We start from the raw sequence: 22,795 nt of genomic DNA, 5'->3' as shown, positions 1-22,795 counted from the left end.
TTGATGTCCGCGCCATCTGTTTTGATCGCCGGCTGCGGCGACGTCGGCAGTCGTCTGGCCACACAATTGCTGGCTGCAGGGTGGGAGGTTCACGGCCTGCGACGTGACGTCTCGCGCCTGCCCAATGGGGTGATCGGTGTTGCCGGCGACCTGTTCAACAAAGACTGCCCGCACACCTGGCCGGTTGGTGCGGTGGACTACCTGGTGTATTGCGCGGCCGCCACCGATCACGATGAAGCCGGTTACCGCGCCGCTTATGTCGAGGGCTTGGAGCACGTGCTTGAGTGGCTGGGCGACTATGGGCAGGTGCCCAATCGCTTGCTGTTCGTTTCCAGTAGTAGTGTTTATGGCCAGCAGGAGGGCGAGTGGGTCGACGAAACATCGCCGACCATCGCTGCCGGCTATTCAGGTCGACTGATGCTGGAGGCGGAGCAAGTGGCGCTCAACAGTGGCATCCCGGCGAGCATCGTGCGTTTGACCGGTATTTATGGCCCGGGCCGTGAATATCTGCTGACTCAGGTTCGTCGCGGCTATCGCGTGGCGATCGATCCGCCGCTGTACGGCAACCGCATTCACGCGGATGACGCGGCGGGGCTGATGGCGTTTCTGCTTGAGGCGGATCGGCGTGGTGTTGCGCTGGATGACATCTATATCGGTGTCGACGATGCGCCTGCACCGCTGGCCGAAGTGGTGGACTGGTTGCGTGAATATCTGGGCGTGACTGAATGGTCCGAGGATGCGAGCGTGCGGCGCACAGGTAGCAAACGGTGCAGTAATGCACGGGCGAAGGCCTTGGGCTGGACGCCAAAGTACCCAAGCTATCGTGAAGGTTACGCCGCCATTCTCGAAGGCCGCTGCTGACTCCCAGTCACCACAAACCAAATGTGGGGGCGGGCTTGCTCGCGAAGGCGCCATAACATTCAACATCATCGTTGACTGTTTCACCGCTTTCGCGAGCAAGCCCGCCCCCCCATTAGTTTTTTGGTGGTCTTAAGATCGGGTTACTGTTTTTCCAGCAACCATTTGCGCTGACCCGGCGTGAACTGAGGCATTTCATCCGCCTGTGCGGTGTTCACTGCCTGCAGGATCTCCAGTTCCTTGCCCTTGCGCGCAAAGATCCACGTGTTGCCTTGGCCGTTCAGTTGCAGCCACATGTTGTCGTCGCCGCCACTCATCGACGCGCAATCGCCGGCCAGACACAGTGCGTAGCGATCCGCGCCCGGCAGACCGGTCACCTGGCCGTCGGCCTGGAATTGCACAGTGCTACCTTCACCGGGGCCGCTGACGACTTTCCAGCTGCCACCCATGTAGGCGGAATACAGCGCGCGTTCGAAGCTCGCACCCATCGGCGCGCCATCCGGTACGGGGATCAGGGCGCGGTCAAAGACCTGTGCGGGTTCGTTGTCGCTGGCGATCTGGCTCAGTTGCTTGCCGTCACGCTTCAGCTCGCTGGCGGAACTGCCATAGAAGTCGACTTTCCAGGCGCCGGACTCCTCGCCCAGCAGCTTGCCGTCGACATTTTCAAAACCGTTGGTGTAGCGGGCCTGCCCGGCCTTGGTGTTGACGTCCCATTCCAGGTTCGGGCCATAGGCCTGGAGCGCTTCACGCAGTGGGCCGCCTTTGGATGCAGCGTCGATCGCCACCTGATTGATCCAGGTGCCGCTGATGTCGCGGTCGGCAGGGTTGCTGGCACATCCGCCCAAGAACAGGGCGACCAGCGAGAGGGCTAGCGCTTGGCGCATGGTGGAATCCTTTCAAAACAGAATCGACGCAGCCCAGGGGCTGCGCCGGACGTATTACTCGATGACCAGAATGGCATCCATTTCAACCTGCGAACCCTTTGGCAGGGCGGCTACGCCAATGGCGGCGCGGGCAGGGTATGGCTGGTCAAAGTACTTGCCCATGATCTCGTTGACCTTGGCGAAGTGGCTCAGGTCGGTGAGGAAGATGTTCAGTTTGACGATGTCCTTGAACGAGCCGCCAGCGGCTTCGGCCACGGCTTTCAGGTTTTCGAACACCTGGACGGTCTGGGCCTCGAAGCCTTCAACCAGTTCCATGGTTTTTGGGTCCAGAGGAATCTGACCCGACATGTAGACGGTGTTACCCGCCTTGATCGCCTGGGAGTAAGTGCCGATGGCGGCCGGGGCCTTGTCGCTGGTGATAACAGTCTTGGTCATGAATGACTCCTTGTAATAGGTTGGCTTAGGCGCGCATGCGGGTGATGCGAATCACCCCGGTCAGTGCGCGCAGTTTCTTGATCACGCGGGCCAGGTGCACGCGGTCGTGCACGCTGACCACCAGTTGAACCACGCTGATGCGACCATCGCGCTCGTCCATGCTGATTTTTTCGATATTGCCGTCGGCCGCGTTGACGCTGCTGGCCAGCAGTGCGATCAGGCCACGCTGGTGTTCCAGCTCGACGCGCAGCTCGACGTTGAATTCGCCGGTGACATCCTTGGCCCACGAGAGCTGGATGCATTTTTCCGGGTTGTGGCGGATTTCGCTGATGTTGCGGCAGTTGTCCAGGTGCACGACCATGCCTTTGCCTGCGGACAGGTGACCGACAATCGGGTCGCCCGGGATCGGCGTGCAGCACTTGGCGTAACTGAGGACCAGACCTTCGGTGCCGCGAATCGCCAGCGGGCCTTCCGGGCTTGGCAACTGTTCGCCTTCGCCCAACAGGCGGCGGGCGACCACGTAAGCCATGCGATTACCCAGGCCGATGTCTTCGAGCAGGTCTTCGATCAGTTCGAGACGGTACTCGGTGAGCATCGCCTTGACGCGCTCCGCCGCAACTTTTTCCAGCGAGCTGTCGAAGCCATTCAGCACCTTGTTCAGCAGGCGCTCGCCCAGGCTGATGGATTCGGAGCGGCGTTGCAGTTTGAGTGCATGACGGATATGCGTCCGCGCCTTGCCGGTGACCACGAAGTTAAGCCACGCCGGATTCGGCCGTGCGCCGGGAGCGCTGACGATCTCGACCGTGGAGCCGCTTTGCAGCGGTTCGGACAGCGGCGCGAGACGACGATTGATCCGACAGGCGATGCAGCTGTTGCCGACGTCGGTGTGCACCGCATAAGCGAAGTCGACTGCCGTGGAGCCTTTGGGCAGCTCCATGATCCGGCCTTTGGGCGTGAACACGTAGACCTCGTCCGGAAACAGGTCGATCTTCACACTCTCGATGAATTCCAGCGAGTTGCCGGCGCGTTGCTGCATCTCCAGCACGCCTTTGACCCACTGGCGGGCGCGGGCGTGAGTGCCTTTGGGCTGCTCGTCGCCGCTGGATTTGTACAGCCAATGGGCGGCGATGCCATTGTTGGCCATCTCTTCCATTTCACGGGTGCGGATCTGAATCTCGATCGGTACGCCGTGCATGCCGAACAGCGTGGTGTGCAGCGATTGATAGCCGTTGGCCTTGGGGATCGCGATGTAATCCTTGAAGCGACCCGGCAACGGTTTGTACAAATTATGCACGGCACCCAGCACGCGGTAGCAGGTATCGACCTTGTCGACGATGATACGGAACGCATAGACGTCCATGATCTCGTTGAAGGCCCGACGCTTGCCGCGCATTTTCTTGTAGATGCCGTAGAGATGTTTCTGACGACCGCTGACCTCACCCTGAATACCGTCGATGGCGAGGCAGTGGCTGAGGGACTCTTCGATCTTGTTGACGATTTCCTTGCGGTTGCCCCGGGCGCGCTTGACCGCCTGGTTGATCCGTGCGGAACGCATCGGGTGCATCGCCTTGAAGCCGAGGTCTTCGAATTCTATGCGAATGGCGTGCATGCCCAGCCGGTTGGCGATGGGTGCATAGATTTCCAGGGTTTCCTTGGCGATCCGCCGGCGTTTTTCGCCAGACAGGACTTCCAGCGTGCGCATGTTGTGCAGGCGGTCGGCGAGCTTGACCAGGATCACGCGAATGTCGCGCGCCATGGCCATGGCCATCTTCTGGAAGTTTTCGGCTTGTGCTTCGGCCTTGGTCTCGAAGTTCATCTGGGTCAGCTTGCTGACGCCATCGACCAGTTCGGCCACGGTTTCACCGAACTGCGCTTGCAGCGCTTCCTTGGCAATACCGGTGTCTTCGATCACGTCATGCAGCATCGCGGCCATCAAACTCTGATGGTCCATGTGCATGTCGGCAAGAATATTGGCCACGGCAAGAGGATGCGTGACATACGCCTCACCGCTGCGGCGGCGTTGGCCGTCGTGGGCTTGTTCGGCGTAGAAGTACGCTCGGCGGACCAGGTTGACCTGGTCCTTGCCGAGGTAGGTCGATAAGCGATCGGCGAGGGCGTCTATGCTCGGCATGATGACTCCTGCCGTTCGTTGTGACCCCGCGCCGTGCTACGTCGACCAGGCATAGGCTTAGACGGCCTCGTTGGACTCGTCCTCGAACGCTGCGAACAGCGGTTCGTCTTCGACGATTTCAGCGTTGGCGATGAACTCGTAGCTCATCAGGCCTTCGGCGATTTCACGCAGGGCTACAACGGTAGGCTTGTCGTTTTCCCACTGAACCAGTGGCTCTTTGCCGCCTGTGGCCAGTTGACGGGCACGCTTGGTAGAGAGCATGACCAGCTCAAAGCGGTTTTCCACGTGTTCTAGGCAGTCTTCAACGGTTACGCGGGCCATGGTATTCCTCGGAGCGAATGCAATATGCGCGCTGCCCGGTTGGGCGAGCGGACTCAACAGTTTAAAAAATCACCAGCGATTAGGGAAGCGCTGATTTTTTGACCAAGCCCTTCAACGCGCTGCAAGTGCCAATGTAAAGCCCTTGCAGCGGTTTTGGGAAGAGCTGTTTCAGCCCAGCAATTCAGCCAGCAACATGCCGAAACGCACCTGTTGGCGCTTCTGTTGCAATTGATTGGCACGGAAAATCGCCTTCAGGTCATCCAGTGCGTGGGAGAAATCGTCATTGATGATCAGGTAGTCGTACTCGACATAGTGGCTCATTTCGTTGACGGCTTCACGCATCCGGCCCGCAATGATCTCGTCGCTGTCCTGGCCACGGTGGGTCAGGCGCTGGTGCAAGGCTTGCAGCGATGGCGGCAGAATGAAGATCGAACGCGCCTGAGGCATCAGCTTTCGCACTTGTTCGGCGCCTTGCCAATCGATTTCCAGAATCAGGTCGTGACCTTCGTCCAGCGTTTGCTGCAGATGGCTTTGCGAGGTGCCATAGAAGTTGCCGAATACTTCGGCGCGCTCCAGAAAATCGCCGTGTTCGCCCATCTTCACAAAGGCTTCGCGGCTCACGAAGTGGTAGTTCACGCCGTCCACTTCACCCGGGCGCATGGCACGGGTGGTGTGGGAAATCGATACGCGGATCTCCGGGTTGGTGTCGGTCAGGGCCTTGACCAGGCTGCTCTTGCCCGCGCCCGAAGGGGCGGAAATGATGTACAGGGTGCCGGTGCTGTGGGTCATGTCGGGTTTGCCTTACTCAATATTCTGCACTTGTTCGCGCATCTGCTCGATCAACACTTTAAGGTTGACCGCTGCCTGTGTGCTGCGCGGGTCGAAGGCTTTGGAGCCCAGTGTGTTGGCTTCGCGGTTGAGTTCCTGCATCAGGAAGTCCAGGCGCCGACCGGCAGCACCACCGGACTTGAGCACCCGGCGAACTTCAATGATGTGAGTGCTCAGGCGATCCAGTTCTTCGGCGACGTCGCTCTTTTGCGCGAGCATGACCATTTCCTGCTCCAGGCGCTGCGGGTCCATCTCGGCTTTCATGTCGGCGAAGCGGTCGAGGACTTTCTGGCGCTGGGTGGCGAGCATCTGCGGAACCAGTTCTCGCAGGGTCACCACGTCTTCTTCGATGGAGGTCAGGCGATCGTTGATCAACCGTGCCAGCTCCGCGCCTTCGCGCTCGCGGCCAGCCTTGAGTTCTTTCAGGCCTTCGTTGAACAGTGCCAGCGCTTCGGCATTCAAGGCTTGCGGGTCGCTGGCGTCGCCGACCAGAACGCCGGGCCAGGCCAGCACTTCCAGCGGGTTCAGCGCCGCCGGATTCTTGATCAGGCCTGCGATGGTTTCGGCGGCCGCAACCAGTTGCGCGGCGCGCTCGCGGTCCACTTGCAGGGGTTTGTCAGTGTTTTCTTCGGTGAAGCGCAGGGTGCACTCGAGTTTGCCTCGGGAGATGCCCTGACGCAGTGTCTCGCGGACCGCGCCTTCGAGGTCGCGAAACGACTCGGGCAGCCGCAGGTGGGGTTCCAGGTAGCGGCTGTTGACCGAGCGCAGTTCCCAGCTCAGGGTGCCTTGGGCGCCGGCTTTTTCGACGCGGGCGAAGGCGGTCATGCTGTGCACCATGGAGGTACCTCGCAATGCAGGTCCATGCGTTACCCAAGGTTTCGCGGACCCGCTATCTGTGAATTGAAGCCAAGAGGCAGCAAAGGCGCAGGATTGTAGCGCAGTGGGGCGGATGCGCCCAAACACACGGTGTGACAAAGGGCTGCAGGCCGTCGGTTAAGCGCTGTTCTAAGCTCAAACCAGGCCCTTCAATCGTCGGGCGGCTTTTTTAGAAGTGCCCAGTCTTGGCGCGCGGCTCTATAATGCTCGGCAGTTTTCCGTCCTCCGTACAGGTATTCCCTATGAAACGTCCAAGTGGTCGCGCTGCCGATCAGCTCCGCTCGATCCGCATTACCCGCAACTACACCAAACACGCCGAGGGATCTGTGCTGGTCGAGTTCGGTGATACCAAAGTCATCTGCACTGTCAGCGTTGAAAACGGCGTGCCGCGTTTCCTCAAAGGCCAGGGCCAAGGCTGGTTGACCGCCGAATACGGCATGCTGCCGCGCGCCACCGGCGAGCGTAACCAGCGTGAAGCGAGCCGTGGCAAGCAAGGCGGCCGGACCCTGGAGATCCAGCGCCTGATCGGTCGTTCCCTGCGCGCCTCGCTGGACATGTCCAAGCTGGGCGACGTTACCCTGTACGTCGACTGCGACGTGATCCAGGCTGACGGCGGCACCCGCACGGCGTCCATTACCGGTGCCATGGTTGCACTGGTCGATGCCTTGAAAGTCATCAAGAAGCGTGGCGGCCTGAAAGGCGGCGACCCACTCAAGCAAATGATCGCGGCCGTTTCGGTGGGCATGTATCAGGGCGAGCCTGTGCTCGACCTCGACTACCTGGAAGACTCGGCTGCCGAGACGGACTTGAACGTGGTAATGACCAGCACCGGTGGCTTCATCGAAGTGCAGGGCACCGCCGAAGGTGCGCCGTTCCAGCCTGAAGAGCTGAATGCCATGCTGGAGCTGGCGAAGAAAGGCATGACCGAAATCTTCGAATTGCAAAAGGCTGCACTGGCTGACTGACCGGAACCATTCCAGACAAGGAGGACATCATGAGTGACGAGCAAGAGCTGCTTCCCACCCCGAGCAAAGAGGTTCGGCAGTGGGCAATGTTTTGTCATCTGTCCGCCTTGCTGGGAATCTGGATTCCGTTTGGCACGTTGATCGGCCCGCTGATTCTCTGGCAGATGAAGCGCGAGATGGACCCGTTTGTCGATGCGCAGGGCAAGGAGGCGCTGAACTTCCAGATCACCGTCGCCATTGCCTCCGCCATCTGCTTCTTGCTGATGGTGGTGATCATCGGGTTCTTCCTGTTTGGGCTGGTGGCGATTGGTGCGTTGGTGTTGACGATCATTGCTGGCGTGAAAGCCAATGAGGGCGTGCCGTACCGGTATCCGTTCACTTGGCGGTTGATCAAGTAGCCAGTAGCACGTAATTCATGTGGGAGCGGGCTTGCTCGCGAAAGCGGCTTATCATTCAACACTTAAGTTGAGTGATACACCACTTTCGCGAGCAAGCCCGCTTTCACATTTAAAATTCAGCGGCAAAACGCAGTGCACCGAAACTTGAAATTAATTACCCTGCCGTGTAGGACTTTTCTTTTTTTAAAGTTGAAACTTTCTCCCGATGTAAAAGATGCGTGCCCGACTGGCTAAGCCTCTGCCCAGATTTACACTTGTATAACTATCTCCCTTACACTTTTAGTCACAACTGTAAAGCTTCAGTGCCGTGTATGAGCTTGGCAATCTGACTTGGCGGTTGATAGAGTTGCGCCAAGTAATATTTATCAAGAAATATTTCGATATATTCTGACCATTGACGGTCCTTGAATCCAAAACTAACCAGCGTTGATAAATCAACCTGTTCAAGAGGCGTGTCCAGGTAAAAAGTTCGCCCCTGAATATATATCAAAGAATAATCCCAATGGTTCAGCTCGATTTTTATGGAACACTTGTGGCCGCCTCTTTAGTACTGTTACTGGGGCGCGGGCTGGTCACACGAATCGGTTTTTTACGTAACTACAATATCCCTGAGCCTGTAGCAGGCGGCCTGGTGGTTGCTCTGCTTCTCCTGGCTTTGCGGGGGCTCGATATTGACGTCCGGTTTGACACCTCACTGCAAACGCCCTTGATGCTGGCATTTTTTGCCACCATCGGCTTGAGTGCAGACTTCGCCAGCCTGAAGAAAGGCGGGCGCGTAGTGGGAATCTTTGTACTGGCGGTCACCACGCTTTTGGTGGTCCAGAATGCCATGGGCCTCGCGCTGGCAAAAACGTTGGGACTCGATCCGTTGATGGGCCTGCTGACAGGCTCGATTACCCTGGCGGGCGGTCACGGTACAGGCGCTGCGTGGGGAACGGTGTTCAGTGAGAAGTACGGTCTGGCTTCTGCCTCCGAGCTCGCGATGGCCTCTGCGACGTTTGGCCTTGTGTTGGGCGGTTTGATTGGTGGTCCGGTCGCTCGCCTGCTCATCAAGCGTGTCCAGGTGCCCGGTCTTACGCAAGAAAAGCCACGGCTGCCAAGGGGGTTTGAGCAACCGAACAAAGAGCGCTCGATCACGCCATTTTCGTTTGTCGAGACGCTCGCTCTGATCGCGGTCAGTTTGCTGGTGGGTTCTCTCCTGAATGGTCAGCTCCAAGGAACTGCATTTGAGCTGCCGACGTTCGTTTGCGTCTTGTTCGTGGGGGTGATTTTACGGAACGGGCTTTCAGCGCTTGGCTTGTATCAGGTGTTTGAGCGTGAAGTTTCCGTGTTGGGGAATGTCAGCTTATCGCTGTTTCTGGCGATCGCCTTGATGTCGCTCAAGCTGTGGGATCTGGCCGCACTGGCTTTGCCGATCTTTATCATCCTCGCTGCGCAAGCGTTGGTCATGGCGCTGTTTGCGATTTTCGTGACATTCAGAATGATGGGCAGTAACTACGATGCCGCCGTTCTGGCGGCAGGGCATTGCGGTTTTGGACTGGGTGCAACGCCAACTGCCATCGCAAACATGCAAGCGGTGACGCAGCGTTATGGGTCTTCGCAGATAGCGTTTCTGGTGGTGCCAATGGTGGGTGCTTTCTTCATCGACATCATTAATGTGATCGTGATCAAGTTGTATCTGGCGCTGCCATTCCTCGCTGCTGCGTGAAGGGATAACCCATAAGAAAAATGCCCGTATCTTTCGATACGGGCATTTTCGTTCACCGGTCAGCAGGTTTTCGTGTCAGCGAAAACTAGATAGTCAGCGTCCAGTCGTAGTCAACGATCAGCGGAGCATGCTGCGAGAACCGTGGCTGACGTGGCAGGCGCGCACTGCGTACAAAGCGGCGCAGGCCCGGGGTCAGTATCTGGTAATCGAAGCGCCAGCCCAGGTTGAGCATTTCTGCCTGCTCATTATCCGGCCACCAGCTGTACTGGTCACCTTCCCGGCTGACTTCGCGCAGGGCATCGACATAACCCATGTTGCCGACAATCTCGTCCATCCAGGCACGTTCAGGTGCCAGGAAGCCCGGGGATTGCTGGCTGTCGCGCCAGTTCTTGATATCCAGCTTCTGTTGCGCCACGTACAGCGAGCCACAGTAAATGTACTCGCGACGTTTGCGCCGCTGTTTATCCAGATAACGGGCGAAATCATCCATTAGCTTGAACTTCTGGTTCAAGTCTTCATCGCCGTTCTGCCCCGAAGGGAGCAGTAAGGTCGCGATGCTGACCTTGTCGAAATCGGCTTGCAGGTAGCGCCCGTAGCGGTCGGCCGTCTCGAACCCGAGACCGCTGATGACTGCCTTCGGTTGCAACCGCGAATACAAAGCCACGCCACCCTGGGCGGGAACTTCGGCTTCGCAGGCATAAAGGAAGTAGCCATCCAGTTGGAAGGCTGGATCGTCCAGTTCAAAGGCGGAGGCGCGGGTGTCCTGCAGGCAGATGACGTCGGCATTCTGTGCTTGCAGCCAACTGAGCAAACCTCGCTCCACTGCAGCCTGAATACCATTGACGTTCACACTGATGATCCGCATAAATGGCCCCAAAAATCGCGTGCGTGTATGATACACGGCGTCAACCTAATTAGCTAAATCCGTGGTATTTGGGGTTTTTTTCATGCAAGCGTATCAGCGCGATTTCATTCGTTTTGCCATCGATCGCGGCGTTTTGCGCTTCGGTGAGTTCACCCTGAAGTCCGGGCGCACCAGTCCTTACTTCTTCAATGCCGGCCTGTTCAACACCGGTTCCGCCCTTGCGCAGCTGGGTCGTTTCTACGCGGCAGCCATTGTCGAGAGCGGTATTTCGTTCGATGTACTGTTTGGCCCGGCGTACAAGGGCATTCCGTTGGCGGCGACCACTGCGGTGGCCCTGGCTGAACATCACAACCGTGATTTGCCATGGTGCTTCAACCGTAAAGAGGCCAAGGCCCACGGCGAAGGCGGCAGCCTGGTTGGCGCACCGTTGACCGGTGACGTGCTGATCATCGACGACGTGATCACCGCTGGCACCGCGATCCGCGAAGTGATGCAGATCATCGCTTCCCAGGACGGCGCCAAGGCGGCGGGCGTGCTGATCGCCCTCAACCGTCAGGAGCGTGGCAACGGTGAGTTGTCGGCAATCCAGGAAGTGGAGCGTGACTTCGGCATTCCGGTGATCAGCATTGTTTCGCTGAATCAGGTGCTGGAATTCCTGGCTGACGATCCGCAGCTCAAGCAGCACCTGCCAGCTGTAGAAGCTTACCGCGCCCAATTCGGCGTATAACGGCAGCTCCCTCAGGGATCGCAGGCGAAAAAAGACCCCGCTCAGTCAGGCTGATCGGGGTTTTTTTCTGGATCGGGGGCGTCCGCGAGGTTATTTTTTGCTCGCGGGTTTGATGACCTCGGCGCTTTTGATTCCAGGTTTTTCCGATTTCTCCGGATAGGGATCCTTCACTGCGTCGCCTTGGCCGGTGAGAATTTTCCAGCCATAGCGCGAATGCACGGTTTTACGAAACTGTGGACACGGCGGCATCGAAGTTTTGGCCTGATTCGAATATTGGTGGCCGCAGTCGACACACTCGTAAGTACCTGGGGAAACATCGCTGCCGTAAGGAACGTAATCTTTTTTCATGAGGGAGTCCTCCTGTGGATACAGGGAAGATCCTATGCAGATTGATTCCTGAGCGATGTCAGGCGTTTCGCTGAATCTGGTCAGGCATTTCCTATGCCCATAAAAAAAATCGCAGATTTCTTCAGAGCCTACGGAATTTTCTTACATCCGAAGGCGCTGCCAAAAGCTGCGATCTTTTAACGTTTTTGAATCAGTGACGCTTGCGATTGCTGATCAACGTACCCACACCCGTATCGGTGAAGATCTCCAGCAGAATCGCATTCGGTACCCGACCATCGATGATCAACGAACTGCCCACGCCGCCCTGAACCGCTTCCAGCGCGCAACGGATCTTCGGCAGCATGCCGCCGTAGATGGTGCCGTCGGCGATCAGATCGTCCACCTGCTGAGTCGTCAGGCCGGTCAGAACCGTGCCCGACTTGTCCATCAGGCCAGCGATGTTGGTCAGCAGCATCAGCTTTTCAGCCTTCAACGCCTCGGCGACTTTACCGGCCACGAGGTCAGCGTTGATGTTGTACGACTCGCCGTTGGCACCGACGCCGATTGGCGCGATCACCGGAATGAAGTCGCCTTTTACCAGCAGGTTCAGCAAGTCGGTGTTGATCCCGACCACTTCGCCCACCTGGCCGATGTCGATGATTTCCGGTTGGGTCATCTCTGGGGTCTGGCGGGTCACGGTGAGTTTTTTCGCGCGAATCAGCTCGGCGTCTTTACCGGTCAGGCCGATGGCGCTGCCGCCATGACGGTTGATCAGGTTGACGATGTCCTTGTTCACCTGGCCACCGAGGACCATTTCCACCACGTCCATGGTTTGCGCATCCGTCACGCGCATGCCATCGATGAAGTGGCTCTCGATCGACAGACGCTTGAGCAGGTCGCCGATTTGCGGACCACCGCCGTGAACCACCACCGGGTTGATGCCCACGGCTTTCATCAGCACGATGTCGCGGGCGAAGCCGGTTTTCAGCTCCTCGCTTTCCATCGCGTTGCCGCCGTATTTGATCACCAGCGTCTTGCCGACATAGCGGCGAATGTAAGGCAGCGCTTCGGACAGGACCTTGGCGGTGTTGGCGGCGGCTTCGCGTTCGAGGGTCATTCAGGGCTCCGGGTGAATCAGAACGGTAGTTGGAGATCAGGTGCAACACGCTTCAACTGGACTTTGAATACGTCCTTGATGCGCTGCAATTCAGCCTCGTCATCGGCCTCGAAGCGCAGCACCAGCACCGGTGTGGTGTTGGACGCGCGCACCAGGCCCCAGCCTTTGGCATAGTCGACTCGCACGCCGTCGATGGTGGTCAGGTCGGCGCCTTCGCCCCACTTCGCGTCGTGCAATGCATCAATGATGCTGAATTTGCTCTCTTCGGTCACATGGATATTGATTTCCGGCGTAGAAATATCGTTCGGGAAGGTCGCAAACAGCTCTTCCGCCGTGGATTTTTCCTTGCTCAGGATCTCCAGCAGTCGCGCGGCGCTGTAAATGCCGTCGTCGAAACCGAACCAGCGCTCCTTGAAGAAAATGTGCCCGCTCATTTCGCCGGCCAACAGGGCGCCGGTCTGTTTCATTTTCTTTTTGATCAACGAGTGACCAGTCTTCCACATGAGCGGACGACCGCCGTATTCCTTGATCAGCGGCGTCAGGCGGCGGGTGCATTTGACGTCGAAGATGATTTCCGCGTCCGGGTTGCGCGCCACCACGTCGCGGGCGAACAGCATCAGCAGGCGGTCCGGGTAGACGATGCTGCCGGTGTTGGTCACCACGCCAACGCGGTCGCCGTCGCCGTCGAAGGCCAGGCCGATGTCGGCGTTGGTTTCCTTGACCTTGGCGATCAGGTCGACAAGGTTTTCAGGCTTGCCCGGGTCCGGGTGATGATTCGGGAAGTTGCCGTCGACGTCGCAAAACAGCGGGATGACTTCGCAGTTCAGCGCTTCGATCAGTTGCGGAGCGATCACACCGGCCGCACCGTTACCGCAGTCGACCACGACTTTCAGGCGGCGAGCCAGTTTGATGTCCCCGACGATTTCAGTGTTGTAGCGGTCGAGGATTTCGACTTGGGTGATGCTGCCCTTGCCGCTGCTCAGGTTGTTGGTCTTGAGGCGGTCGTGCAAGGCCTGGATTTGTTCGTTGGCCAAGGTATCGCCAGCGATGACGATCTTGAAACCGTTGTAGTTCGACGGGTTGTGGCTACCGGTGAGCATCACGCCCGACTTGCCGGCCAGTACGTTGGCGGCGTAGTAAAGCGCCGGCGTTGGCACCAGGCCCACGTCACTGACATGGCAACCAGCCTCGGCCAGGCCTTTGATCAGTTGTTCGACGAGTTCCGGGCCGGACAGGCGACCGTCACGGCCAACGGAAACGTTCGGTTCGCCCTCGGCCAGGCTCTGGGCGCCGATGGCGCGACCGAGCCAGTAAGCGGTCTCAGCGTTCAGGAATTCCGGGACGGTGCCGCGAATGTCGTAGGCGCGGAAAATGCTGTCAGGGAACTTGGGTGCGACTTGGGCGGGGGTGTTCATCTGTAGGAATGCTCCATCTCGAAAGTGGCTGGACCTGCACGCGAAGAACGCTTTGGCGGGTTCGAACTGAAGGGTATGACGACGTTTTCCACAGAGAGTTCGTGGTGCGAAAAGGCCATGACACCGGTTTCAGTCAGCATCTGGCCGGTCAATGCCTTGGTTTTCAGTAGTAAACCTTGCAGATGACGGCTGTGCGATTTCAGCATCCTGTGGCGAGGGAGCTTGCTCCCGCTTGAGTGCGGAGCACTCACAGTATTTAAGGGTTGCTACGCAACCCAGCGGGAGCAAGCTCCCTCGCCACAGGGTCGCCGTCTATCCGATCAATGGCTGCCGGAATGCCCGAAACCGCCCGTACCGCGCTGGGTTTCAACGAACTCTTCGACCATCTCGAAATGCGCTTGAACCACTGGCACCAAAACCAACTGTGCCAAACGCTCGCCCACCACCATGTTGAAGTCGGTCTGCCCACGGTTCCAGCACGACACCATCAGTGGACCCTGGTAATCGGAGTCGATCAAGCCGACCAGATTGCCCAGCACGATGCCGTGCTTATGGCCCAGGCCGGAGCGCGGCAGAATCAGCGCGGCCAGACCTGGATCGCCGATGTAGACGGACAGGCCCGTCGGAATCAGCACGGTTTCGCCCGGCTTGATCACGGTGTCTTTTTCCAGCATGGCGCGCAGGTCGAGGCCGGCGGAGCCTGGGGTGGCGTACTGCGGCAGCGGAAATTCGGTACCGATGCGGGGGTCGAGGATCTTGGCTTGCAAAGCGTGCATGTAAATTAAACCTGGTTCAGACGTTCGGCGATAAAAGTGATCAGCTGGCGAGCAATCTTGCTCTTGCTGGTCTGGGCGAAAAGTGTGGCGTGTAGCTCCCGGTCGATCACGCTGCAGGCGTTTTCTTCGCTGTTGAAACCAATGCTCGGGTTGGCGACGTCGTTGGCGACGATCAAATCGAGGTTTTTGTCTTTCAACTTGCGCGCAGCGTAGTCGAGCAGGTGTTCGGTTTCGGCGGCAAAACCGACACTGAACGGACGGTCGGGGCGGGTGGCAATGGTGGCCAGGATGTCTGGGTTACGCACCATTTGTAGTAACAAGCCGTCGCCGTTCGTAGGGTCTTTCTTGAGTTTCTGTGGGGCAACGACTTCGGGGCGGTAGTCCGCGACCGCTGCCGAGGCAATGAACAGGTCGCAAGGGATCGCGGCTTCGCAAGCGGCGAGCATGTCGCGGGCACTGACCACGTCGATGCGCGTGACGCGATCCGGGGTTGGCAGGTGCACGGGGCCTGTGATCAGGGTCACGCGGGCGCCGGCTTCAACCGCCGCTTCGGCCAGGGCAAAGCCCATTTTGCCGGAGCTGTGGTTGGTGATGTAGCGTACCGGGTCGATGTTTTCCTGGGTCGGGCCGGCAGTGATCAGCACGTGTTTGCCGGTCAGCGCCTGGCGCTGGAAGCAGTCCGCCGCGCATTGCGCGAGTTCGACGGCTTCGAGCATGCGGCCCAGGCCGACGTCACCACAGGCCTGGCTGCCGGAGGCCGGGCCGAAGGCTTTGATGCCGCGGCTTTCGAGGGTTTGCAGGTTGGCCTGGGTGGCTGGGTCGCGCCACATGGCCTGGTTCATCGCCGGGGCTACGGCGACCACAGCGTCGGTGGCCAGCACCAGTGTGGTCAGCAGATCGTCGGCAATACCCTGGGCCAGGCGGGCGATCAGGTCCGCAGTGGCGGGGGCGATCAGCACCATGTCGGCCCATTTGGCGAGCTCGATATGGCCCATCGCGGCTTCGGCCGCCGGGTCGAGCAGGTCCAGATGAACCGGGTGGCCGGACAGGGCCTGCATGGTCAGCGGGGTGATGAACTCGCTGCCGCCACGGGTCATGACCACGCGCACTTCGGCGCCCTGGTCGATCAGGCGGCGAACCAGGTCAGCGCTCTTGTAGGCGGCAATACCGCCGCCGACGCCCAGAACGATGCGTTTCCGATACAGCCGCTGCATAGGTCTGCCTTTCATTTCGTTGATGACTGCGTGGCGGTACCCCCTCCCCAGGAGTGAAATCGCCCGCAAAAAAGATGGGCTACGATATCACAGCGACCGCTACGGAACAGCGGCGCCCACAGACCAGGGAGGTGTTATGAGTATTCGGGATTGGCCGGCGGCGGAGCGGCCGCGGGAGAGATTACTGGAGTTGGGCTCGGCGAGCCTTTCGGATGCCGAGCTGCTGGCGATTTTTTTACGCACCGGGGTGGCCGGTAAAAGTGCGGTGGATCTGGCGCGACACTTGTTGAGCCAATTTGGCAGTCTGCGTTCGCTGTTGGAAGCCGATCAAGCAACATTCAGCAAGCAATTAGGGCTCGGTCCGGCGAAATTCGCTCAGTTGCAGGCGATTCTGGAAATGGGGCGGCGACATTTGGCCGAGCGCGCGCGTCAGAAACCAGCGCTGGAAAATCCCCAGGCCGTTCGTGATTACCTGAAGTCGATGCTTCGGCACGAGCCTCACGAAGTGTTTGGCTGCCTGTTTCTGGATTCGAAGCATCAGGTGCTGACCTTCGAAGCGTTGTTTCGCGGCTCGATCGACAACACGAGCGTTCATCCACGGCAGGTGGTCAAGCGCGCCCTGGCGCACAACGCCGCCGCGTTGATCCTCTGCCACAACCATCCCTCGGGAAACACCAACCCCAGCCAGGCCGACCGCACGCTGACCAAACGCCTGCAAGAGGCGCTGGAATTGATTGATGTGCGGGTGCTTGACCATTTCATCATTGGTGACGGCGAGCCGCTTTCAATGGCCGAGTATGGGTGGATGTAGGGCGGGGGACGGGCTTCTGTGGCGAAGGAGCTTGCTCCCGCTTGAGTGCGCAGCGCTCACAGGATCTTCAGGGCCGCTGCGCAGCCCGGCGGGAGCAAGCTCCCTCGCCACAGAGAAGCATTTGCGCAGCGTTTCCGAGCGTTACTTGAGGTTGACCCTGGAGTAATCCTGGCGACCAAACGGGCTGACCGAATACCCCTCGACTCCCTTGCGCATCAGCGCGAAGGCCGTCGGGTGGGCCAGCGGCAACCACAGCGCCTGCTGCTGGATCTGCGCCTGGGCCTGTTCATAAAGCTTGGTGCGCACGCCTTGCTCGGAAGTGGTCTTGCCGGCACTGATCAGCTTGTCCAGATCCTGATTGCAGTAGCGAGCGAAATTGGTGCCGGACTTGACCGCCGCGCAGGAAAACTGCGGCGTGAGGAAGTTGTCCGGGTCACCGTTGTCGCCGGCCCAGCCCATGAACAGCAGATCGTGTTCGCCTGCCTTGGCGCGGCGGATCACTTCGCCCCACTCGATCACGCGAATTTCGGCCTGGATGCCGATCTCTGCGAGATCCGATTGCAGCATCTGCGCCCCGAGGCTTGGGTTCGGGTTGAGCAGGCTGCCGGATGGGCGCGTCCAGATGGTGGTCTGGAAACCGTCCTTGAGCCCGGCTTTGGCCATCAATGCCTTGGCTTTTTCCACGTCGTACGCGTAGCCCGGCAAGCCTTTGGCATAACTCCATGTGTTGGGCGGGTACGGGCCGTTGGCGGCTTCGGCGGTGTCTTCGAACACGGCTTTGACATAGCTGGCCTTGTCGAACGCGAGATTGATGGCTTGCCGTACTTCAGGCTTGTCCAGCGGTGGATGCTGGCTGTTGATGGCGACGAACGCCGTCATGAACGCGTCGGTCTTTTCCACTTTCAGCGTCGGTTCTTTCAGCGCGGCTTGTACGTCCAGTGGCTTGGGCGACAGGGCGATCTGGCACTCGTTGCGGCGCAGCTTCTGCAGTCGGACGTTGGCGTCCGGGGTGATGGCAAAAATCAGCGGGTCCACCGCAGGCTTGCCACGGAAGTAGTCCGGGTTGGCCTTATAGCGAATCGAGGCATCTTTCTGGAACCGCGTGAATACGAAGGGGCCGCTGCCGATCGGCTGGCTGTTGAGCTTCTCCGGCGTACCGGCTTTCAGCAGTTTATCGGCGTATTCGGCGGAGTAGATCGAAGCGAAGCCCATGCTCAGGGTCGGCAGAAAGGTTGAATCCGGATGGTCGAGGGTGAAGCGCACAGTCAGCGGGTCGAGCGCGTCGATCTTCTTGATCAGCGCCGGTAGCTGCATCGATTGCGCGTGCGGGAAGCCGCTCTGTGCCACTTTGTGCCAAGGGTTGGCCGGGTCGAGCATGCGGTCGAAGCTGAATTTCACGTCTTCGGCGGTCAGGTCGCGCGTCGGGCTGAAGTATTCGGTGCGGTGGAATTTCACCTGCGGATGCAGCTTGAACACGTAGGTCAGGCCGTCGGGGGTGACTTCCCAGCTGTCCGCGAGGCCGGCGACCACTTTGCCGCTGGCCGTGTCGAAGTCCACCAGACGGTTCATCAACACGTCGGCCGAAGCGTTGGTGGTGGTCAGCGAGTTGTATTGCACCACGTCGAACCCTTCCGGGCTGGCCTCGGTGCAGACGCTCAGGGCGGCAGCATGGGCCAGCGGGCTCAGTAGAAGCGGGGCGAGCAACAGCGGTAGGGCAGCGAGGCGCATGGTCGGATTCCTTTACAGATCGAAGGCCCATCTGCAAGTGCAGTCTGGAAACGTCTTACCCTAGTGGGCTCTTTTGCAAATGACTATCCCCTTTTTCATTTTAAGAGGACTATATGCGATCGTTTTCGGTGAATGCCGGCCGAGGAAAACCCTGAACAGGCCGGTTGGCCGATTTTCTGCGACGAGCGGTCTTTATCGACGATAGCCTTTATCCAAGGCGCTCGGAGCCAGAAAAACGGGGTTTTTATCATGTCCGTGCACACGGAATGTTGTTGCACCCCAGTCTTTCTGGTATAAAGCAGCGCTCTTTTCTAGGGGCCCGGTTCCTTCACTGTAGGTGTAGCCGGTAAGACCTCTAAAGAAACGCGGCGCCTGGCGCCAAATGACTGAGAGATTAAGCGGCCAACCCATGCCGGGTTGGGCATGTGGTTTTAGAGGGCTGAGGCATGTCGAGAGTATGTCAAGTTACCGGTAAGGGTCCGGTGACTGGGAATAACATTTCCCACGCAAACAACAAAACCCGTCGTCGTTTCCTGCCGAACCTGCAGCATCACCGCTTCTGGGTTGAAGAAGAGAAACGTTTCGTGCGTCTGCGCGTATCTGCCAAAGGCATGCGTATCATCGACAAGCGTGGCATCACTGTCGTGCTGGCCGAAATCCGCAAAGCTGGCAAGATCTAAGGGAGATAATCATGCGTGAATTGATTCGTTTGATCTCGAGCGCCGGTACTGGTCACTTCTACACTACCGACAAGAACAAGCGCACTACTCCGGACAAAATCGAGATCAAGAAATTTGATCCGGTTGTTCGCAAGCACGTGATCTACAAAGAAGGCAAAATCAAGTAATTGATTTTTCCCTCTTACGAAAAAGGCCCGTATCGCGAGATACGGGCCTTTTTTGTTGCCTGAATTTCTTGTTGCCCAGCTCAGACAGCGCAAATCCTCACGCTTTCTGTTCAAACGCCACATAGATCTTGCGGCACGGCTCCAGCACTTCCCAGGTGCCGCGGAACCCGGCCGGGATCACGAAGCGATCACCTGCGCGCACGGTCTTGCTGTTGCCATCGTTGTCGCGCAGCACCGAAACGCCCTGAACGATTTCGCAGTATTCATGCTCGGTGAAGTTCACGTGCCACTGGCCAACCGCCCCTTCCCACACGCCCGCATTCAACTGGCCACACGGGCTGTTGTAGTGGTTGTAAACCACCTGCTCAGGGTCGCCCTTCAAGATTTTCGCCTGGTCCGGTCTGTAGCGCTCGGGCTCGGTAGCGGCCTGGCTGAAGTCGACGATGTTCTGGATGCTCATTGTTGTTATCCCCCGTGATTGCGGCGCGAGTGGCTGGAAAGGTGCTGGAAAGCCCAAAGTCTATGTTTATTAAAATGAACACCGCAAGGCCGTTTAACGACCTTATGTCAAATATATTGAAACAACCCCGGTCACTGGTTTAGGGTGGCGGTTGCCTTGGGCCGAATTGCAGGCTGGCCGGGCAGAATTCCTGGGGACGTCCGCGAAGAACGCGGGGCGCTCGTATTCAATAAGAGGAGGACACTCGAATGACCACCCTGACTCGTGCCGATTGGGAACAACGGGCTCGCGATCTGAAGATCGAAGGCCGCGCCTACATCAATGGCGAATACACCGATGCCGTCTCCAGCGAGACCTTCGAGTGCATCAGCCCGGTCGATGGCCGTCTGCTGGGCAAAGTCGCCAGCTGTGACGCCGCCGATGCCCAGCGCGCTGTTGAAAACGCTCGTGCCACGTTCAATTCCGGCGTCTGGTCGCGCCTGGCGCCGACCAAACGCAAAGCCACCATGATCCGTTTCGCCGGCCTGCTGAAACAGCACGCCGAAGAGCTCGCCCTGCTTGAAACCCTCGATATGGGCAAGCCAATCAGCGATTCCCTGTACATCGACGTTCCCGGTGCGGCGCAAGCCCTGAGCTGGAGCGGCGAAGCCATCGACAAGATCTACGACGAAGTCGCCGCGACCCCGCACGATCAACTGGGTCTGGTGACCCGCGAGCCGGTGGGCGTTGTCGGCGCCATCGTGCCGTGGAACTTCCCGTTGATGATGGCCTGCTGGAAACTCGGCCCGGCGCTGTCCACCGGTAACTCGGTGATTCTCAAACCGTCGGAAAAATCGCCGTTGACCGCCATCCGCATCGCTGCGCTGGCCGTTGAAGCCGGCATTCCGAAAGGCGTGCTGAACGTGCTGCCGGGTTATGGTCACACCGTCGGCAAGGCTCTGGCCCTGCACAACGATGTCGACACCCTGGTGTTCACCGGTTCGACCAAGATCGCCAAGCAACTGCTGATCTACTCCGGCGAATCGAACATGAAGCGCGTCTGGCTTGAAGCCGGTGGCAAGAGCCCGAACATCGTGTTCGCCGATGCTCCGGACCTGCAAGCTGCCGCAGAAGCCGCCGCCGGCGCCATCGCCTTCAACCAGGGCGAGGTCTGCACCGCCGGTTCGCGTCTGCTGGTCGAGCGCTCGATCAAGGACAAATTCCTGCCGCTGGTGATCGAGGCCCTGAAAACCTGGAAGCCGGGTAACCCGCTGGACCCGGCGACCAACGTCGGCGCGCTGGTCGATACCCAGCAGATGAACACCGTACTGTCCTACATCGAATCCGGCCACGCCGATGGCGCCAAACTGGTCGCTGGTGGCAAGCGCACGCTGCAGGAAACCGGTGGCACTTACGTTGAGCCGACGATTTTCGACGGCGTCAGCAACGCAATGAAAATTGCCCAGGAAGAAATCTTTGGCCCGGTCCTGTCGGTCATTGCTTTCGACACTGCCGAAGAAGCCGTCGCGATTGCCAACGACACGCCTTACGGCTTGGCCGCCGCGGTGTGGACCAAGGACATCTCGAAGGCTCACCTGACTGCCCGTGCGCTGCGTGCCGGTAGCGTGTGGGTCAACCAGTACGACGGCGGCGACATGACCGCACCGTTCGGTGGCTTCAAGCAGTCGGGCAACGGTCGCGACAAATCGCTGCACGCGTTCGACAAGTACACCGAGCTGAAGGCGACCTGGATCAAGTTGTAAGCCGTTAAGGGAGGCCTATAAGTAACAGGCCTCCCGAACGACGCAGATCCCTTGTGGGAGCGAGCCTGCTCGCGATAGCGGTGTAACAGTCGACGAAAATGTTGAATGTTGCTCCGTCATCGCGAGCAGGCTCGCTCCCACAGTGTTTTGTGTTGTACATAAAGATATCCACAGGAGCGTGGAACATGCGTTGGGCGACTTATTTCGCCGTGCTGGCGTCTGTCTTGAGTGTCGGCCTGGCCCTGGGCGTCAGCATGCCGCTGGTATCGTTTCGCCTGGAAGGCTGGGGCTACGGTTCGTTTGCCATCGGCGTAATGGCCGCGATGCCGGCGATTGGTGTGTTGCTGGGGGCGAAAATCTCCAGTCATCTGGCGGCGCGTCTCGGCACGGCCAATCTGATGCGCCTGTGCTTGTGGGCCGGGGCGGTATCCATCGGGTTGCTGGCGCTGTTGCCGAGCTATCCGGTGTGGCTGGTGCTGCGATTGATGATTGGTGTGATCCTCACGCTGGTCTTCATTCTTGGCGAAAGCTGGATCAATCAGCTGGTGGTCGAGCAGTGGCGTGGCCGACTGGTGGCACTGTACGGCAGCAGCTATGCGCTGAGTCAGTTGGCCGGGCCGTTGCTGTTGGGCGTTCTGGGCACCGAACACGATTATGGATTCTGGGTCGGCGTCGGTTTGCTCACGGTGGCGCCGTTCCTGTTGCTGGGTCGCAGCGGCGCACCCACCAGTGAAGCCTGCAGCGTGACCTTCAGCGACTTGTGGCGCTTCTGCCGAGGACTGCCGGCGATTGCCTGGGGTGTGGCGCTGTTCGCGGCGTTCGAGGCGATGATCCTGACCTTGTTGCCGGTCTATTGCCTGCGTCAGGGGTTCACTACTGAGATAGCCTTGGCGATGGTCAGCACCGTGGTGGTCGGTGATGCCTTGCTGCAATTGCCGATTGGTGCGTTGGCGGATCGTCTGTCGCGACGCACGTTGTTCACCGGTTGTGCTGTGGTGCTGATGCTGTCGAGTCTGGCAATCCCGTTGCTGATCGACACGTTGCTGATCTGGCCGTTGTGGGTACTGTTCGGCGCCAGTGCCGGGGGCTTGTTCACCTTGTCACTGATCCTGATCGGCGAGCGTTATCGCGACGATGCGCTGGTGCGGGCCAATGCGCATATCGCGCAGCTATGGGGCATTGGTTGTCTGGTCGGACCGTTGGCTGCCGGGGCTGGCAGTCAGTGGATCAGCGGGCACGCGTTGCCTCTTTTGATGGCGGCTGGTGCGTTCGGGCTGGTGATTTTGCTGATGCGCGAAGGTGCATTCGGTACGGTCGCCGAGCCTGCCTGACGCCACGGACTGTCCCGCGGGGGGGGGGGGT

The 22,795-nt window shown here is 59.1% G+C and carries 23 protein-coding genes and 1 pseudogene; 10 read left to right on the top strand and 14 right to left on the bottom strand.

The window, feature by feature from the left end:
- Nucleotides 1-3: 3 nt before the first annotated feature.
- Nucleotides 4-861 (top strand): SDR family oxidoreductase, encoded by an 858-nt coding sequence (locus tag ACM6IQ_RS01835; RefSeq protein ID WP_017341492.1) that lies wholly within the window; start codon nucleotides 4-6, stop codon nucleotides 859-861.
- Nucleotides 862-1,001: 140 nt separating this feature from the next.
- Here ACM6IQ_RS01835 and ACM6IQ_RS01830 read toward each other — a convergent pair whose 3' ends face one another.
- The 6 genes from ACM6IQ_RS01830 to ACM6IQ_RS01805 form a co-directional block, all read right to left on the bottom strand.
- On the bottom strand, nucleotides 1,002-1,742 hold the full coding sequence (locus tag ACM6IQ_RS01830) for a hypothetical protein (protein WP_017341491.1): 741 nt from the start codon (nucleotides 1,740-1,742) through the stop codon (nucleotides 1,002-1,004).
- A gap of 54 nt (nucleotides 1,743-1,796) precedes the next feature.
- Nucleotides 1,797-2,177 (bottom strand): RidA family protein, encoded by a 381-nt coding sequence (locus ACM6IQ_RS01825; protein WP_003229509.1) that lies wholly within the window; start codon nucleotides 2,175-2,177, stop codon nucleotides 1,797-1,799.
- A gap of 25 nt (nucleotides 2,178-2,202) precedes the next feature.
- On the bottom strand, nucleotides 2,203-4,308 hold the full coding sequence (spoT, locus tag ACM6IQ_RS01820; RefSeq protein ID WP_017341489.1) for a bifunctional GTP diphosphokinase/guanosine-3',5'-bis pyrophosphate 3'-pyrophosphohydrolase: 2,106 nt from the start codon (nucleotides 4,306-4,308) through the stop codon (nucleotides 2,203-2,205).
- A gap of 57 nt (nucleotides 4,309-4,365) precedes the next feature.
- Nucleotides 4,366-4,629, bottom strand: coding sequence for a DNA-directed RNA polymerase subunit omega (gene rpoZ, locus ACM6IQ_RS01815; RefSeq protein ID WP_003177259.1), 264 nt, complete (start codon nucleotides 4,627-4,629; stop codon nucleotides 4,366-4,368).
- Between the two features lie 168 nt (nucleotides 4,630-4,797).
- Complete coding sequence (gene gmk, locus ACM6IQ_RS01810; RefSeq protein WP_017341488.1) at nucleotides 4,798-5,418, bottom strand: guanylate kinase; 621 nt, start codon at nucleotides 5,416-5,418, stop codon at nucleotides 4,798-4,800.
- A 12-nt stretch (nucleotides 5,419-5,430) separates the two neighbouring features.
- A complete protein-coding gene (locus tag ACM6IQ_RS01805) occupies nucleotides 5,431-6,294 on the bottom strand; it encodes a YicC/YloC family endoribonuclease (RefSeq protein WP_017341487.1) in 864 nt (287 codons plus the stop codon).
- Nucleotides 6,295-6,575: 281 nt separating this feature from the next.
- On the opposite strand from ACM6IQ_RS01805, the gene rph reads away from it, so the two are divergent.
- The 3 genes from rph to gltS all read left to right on the top strand — a co-directional run bounded on the left by rph (nucleotide 6,576) and on the right by gltS (nucleotide 9,404).
- Nucleotides 6,576-7,298 (top strand): ribonuclease PH, encoded by a 723-nt coding sequence (gene rph, locus ACM6IQ_RS01800; protein WP_010465211.1) that lies wholly within the window; start codon nucleotides 6,576-6,578, stop codon nucleotides 7,296-7,298.
- 29 nt (nucleotides 7,299-7,327) lie between these two features.
- Nucleotides 7,328-7,696, top strand: coding sequence for a DUF4870 domain-containing protein (locus ACM6IQ_RS01795; RefSeq protein WP_017341486.1), 369 nt, complete (start codon nucleotides 7,328-7,330; stop codon nucleotides 7,694-7,696).
- A 502-nt stretch (nucleotides 7,697-8,198) separates the two neighbouring features.
- Nucleotides 8,199-9,404 carry a sodium/glutamate symporter gene (gene gltS, locus ACM6IQ_RS01790; protein ID WP_017341485.1) on the top strand — a complete coding sequence of 402 codons (1,206 nt, stop codon included), beginning with the start codon at nucleotides 8,199-8,201 and terminating at the stop codon, nucleotides 9,402-9,404.
- Between the two features lie 85 nt (nucleotides 9,405-9,489).
- On the opposite strand, the gene ACM6IQ_RS01785 is transcribed toward gltS, so the two are convergent.
- Complete coding sequence (locus tag ACM6IQ_RS01785) at nucleotides 9,490-10,269, bottom strand: exodeoxyribonuclease III (RefSeq protein WP_008030595.1); 780 nt, start codon at nucleotides 10,267-10,269, stop codon at nucleotides 9,490-9,492.
- A gap of 82 nt (nucleotides 10,270-10,351) precedes the next feature.
- On the opposite strand from ACM6IQ_RS01785, the gene pyrE reads away from it, so the two are divergent.
- Nucleotides 10,352-10,996: an orotate phosphoribosyltransferase gene (pyrE, locus tag ACM6IQ_RS01780; RefSeq protein WP_017341484.1), complete on the top strand. Its 645-nt coding sequence runs from the start codon at nucleotides 10,352-10,354 to the stop codon at nucleotides 10,994-10,996.
- Between the two features lie 90 nt (nucleotides 10,997-11,086).
- Here the strand turns inward: pyrE and ACM6IQ_RS01775 are convergent, their stop codons facing one another.
- From ACM6IQ_RS01775 to coaBC, 5 genes and pseudogenes are all read right to left on the bottom strand, one after another.
- Nucleotides 11,087-11,344 carry a hypothetical protein gene (locus tag ACM6IQ_RS01775; RefSeq protein ID WP_017341483.1) on the bottom strand — a complete coding sequence of 86 codons (258 nt, stop codon included), beginning with the start codon at nucleotides 11,342-11,344 and terminating at the stop codon, nucleotides 11,087-11,089.
- 190 nt (nucleotides 11,345-11,534) lie between these two features.
- Nucleotides 11,535-12,440, bottom strand: coding sequence for an acetylglutamate kinase (gene argB, locus ACM6IQ_RS01770; protein WP_008007602.1), 906 nt, complete (start codon nucleotides 12,438-12,440; stop codon nucleotides 11,535-11,537).
- 17 nt (nucleotides 12,441-12,457) lie between these two features.
- Nucleotides 12,458-13,834 (bottom strand): annotated as a pseudogene (locus tag ACM6IQ_RS01765) (phosphomannomutase/phosphoglucomutase); the annotation flags it as partial.
- A gap of 341 nt (nucleotides 13,835-14,175) precedes the next feature.
- Nucleotides 14,176-14,631: a dUTP diphosphatase gene (gene dut / locus ACM6IQ_RS01760; protein ID WP_017341480.1), complete on the bottom strand. Its 456-nt coding sequence runs from the start codon at nucleotides 14,629-14,631 to the stop codon at nucleotides 14,176-14,178.
- 5 nt (nucleotides 14,632-14,636) lie between these two features.
- A complete protein-coding gene (gene coaBC, locus ACM6IQ_RS01755) occupies nucleotides 14,637-15,845 on the bottom strand; it encodes a bifunctional phosphopantothenoylcysteine decarboxylase/phosphopantothenate--cysteine ligase CoaBC (protein WP_017341479.1) in 1,209 nt (402 codons plus the stop codon).
- A gap of 136 nt (nucleotides 15,846-15,981) precedes the next feature.
- Between coaBC and radC the strand changes: the two genes are divergently transcribed.
- On the top strand, nucleotides 15,982-16,656 hold the full coding sequence (radC, locus tag ACM6IQ_RS01750) for a RadC family protein (RefSeq protein WP_017341478.1): 675 nt from the start codon (nucleotides 15,982-15,984) through the stop codon (nucleotides 16,654-16,656).
- Between the two features lie 141 nt (nucleotides 16,657-16,797).
- Here the strand turns inward: radC and ACM6IQ_RS01745 are convergent, their stop codons facing one another.
- A complete protein-coding gene (locus ACM6IQ_RS01745; RefSeq protein WP_017341477.1) occupies nucleotides 16,798-18,384 on the bottom strand; it encodes an ABC transporter substrate-binding protein in 1,587 nt (528 codons plus the stop codon).
- 446 nt (nucleotides 18,385-18,830) lie between these two features.
- Between ACM6IQ_RS01745 and rpmB the strand changes: the two genes are divergently transcribed.
- Both rpmB and rpmG read left to right on the top strand, forming a co-directional pair.
- Nucleotides 18,831-19,064 (top strand): 50S ribosomal protein L28, encoded by a 234-nt coding sequence (gene rpmB / locus ACM6IQ_RS01740; RefSeq protein ID WP_007894701.1) that lies wholly within the window; start codon nucleotides 18,831-18,833, stop codon nucleotides 19,062-19,064.
- A gap of 11 nt (nucleotides 19,065-19,075) precedes the next feature.
- Nucleotides 19,076-19,231, top strand: a complete 156-nt coding sequence (gene rpmG / locus ACM6IQ_RS01735) for a 50S ribosomal protein L33 (RefSeq protein WP_007894709.1) — start codon at nucleotides 19,076-19,078, stop codon at nucleotides 19,229-19,231.
- Nucleotides 19,232-19,328: 97 nt separating this feature from the next.
- Here the strand turns inward: rpmG and ACM6IQ_RS01730 are convergent, their stop codons facing one another.
- Entirely contained in the window at nucleotides 19,329-19,691 is a 363-nt protein-coding gene (locus ACM6IQ_RS01730) for a cupin domain-containing protein (protein ID WP_017341476.1), read from the bottom strand.
- 248 nt (nucleotides 19,692-19,939) lie between these two features.
- On the opposite strand from ACM6IQ_RS01730, the gene ACM6IQ_RS01725 reads away from it, so the two are divergent.
- Complete coding sequence (locus ACM6IQ_RS01725) at nucleotides 19,940-21,433, top strand: aldehyde dehydrogenase (RefSeq protein WP_017341475.1); 1,494 nt, start codon at nucleotides 19,940-19,942, stop codon at nucleotides 21,431-21,433.
- Nucleotides 21,434-21,618: 185 nt separating this feature from the next.
- The gene (locus ACM6IQ_RS01720) at nucleotides 21,619-22,764 is read left to right on the top strand and encodes an MFS transporter (RefSeq protein WP_017341474.1); all 1,146 of its coding nucleotides are present in this window, start codon (nucleotides 21,619-21,621) and stop codon (nucleotides 22,762-22,764) included.
- Nucleotides 22,765-22,795: the final 31 nt, after the last annotated feature.

Source organism: Pseudomonas sp. IT-P100 (genome assembly GCF_949767185.1).
GTDB lineage: Bacteria > Pseudomonadota > Gammaproteobacteria > Pseudomonadales > Pseudomonadaceae > Aquipseudomonas > Aquipseudomonas fluorescens_B.
This window is presented reverse-complemented; position numbering and strand designations above follow the sequence as displayed.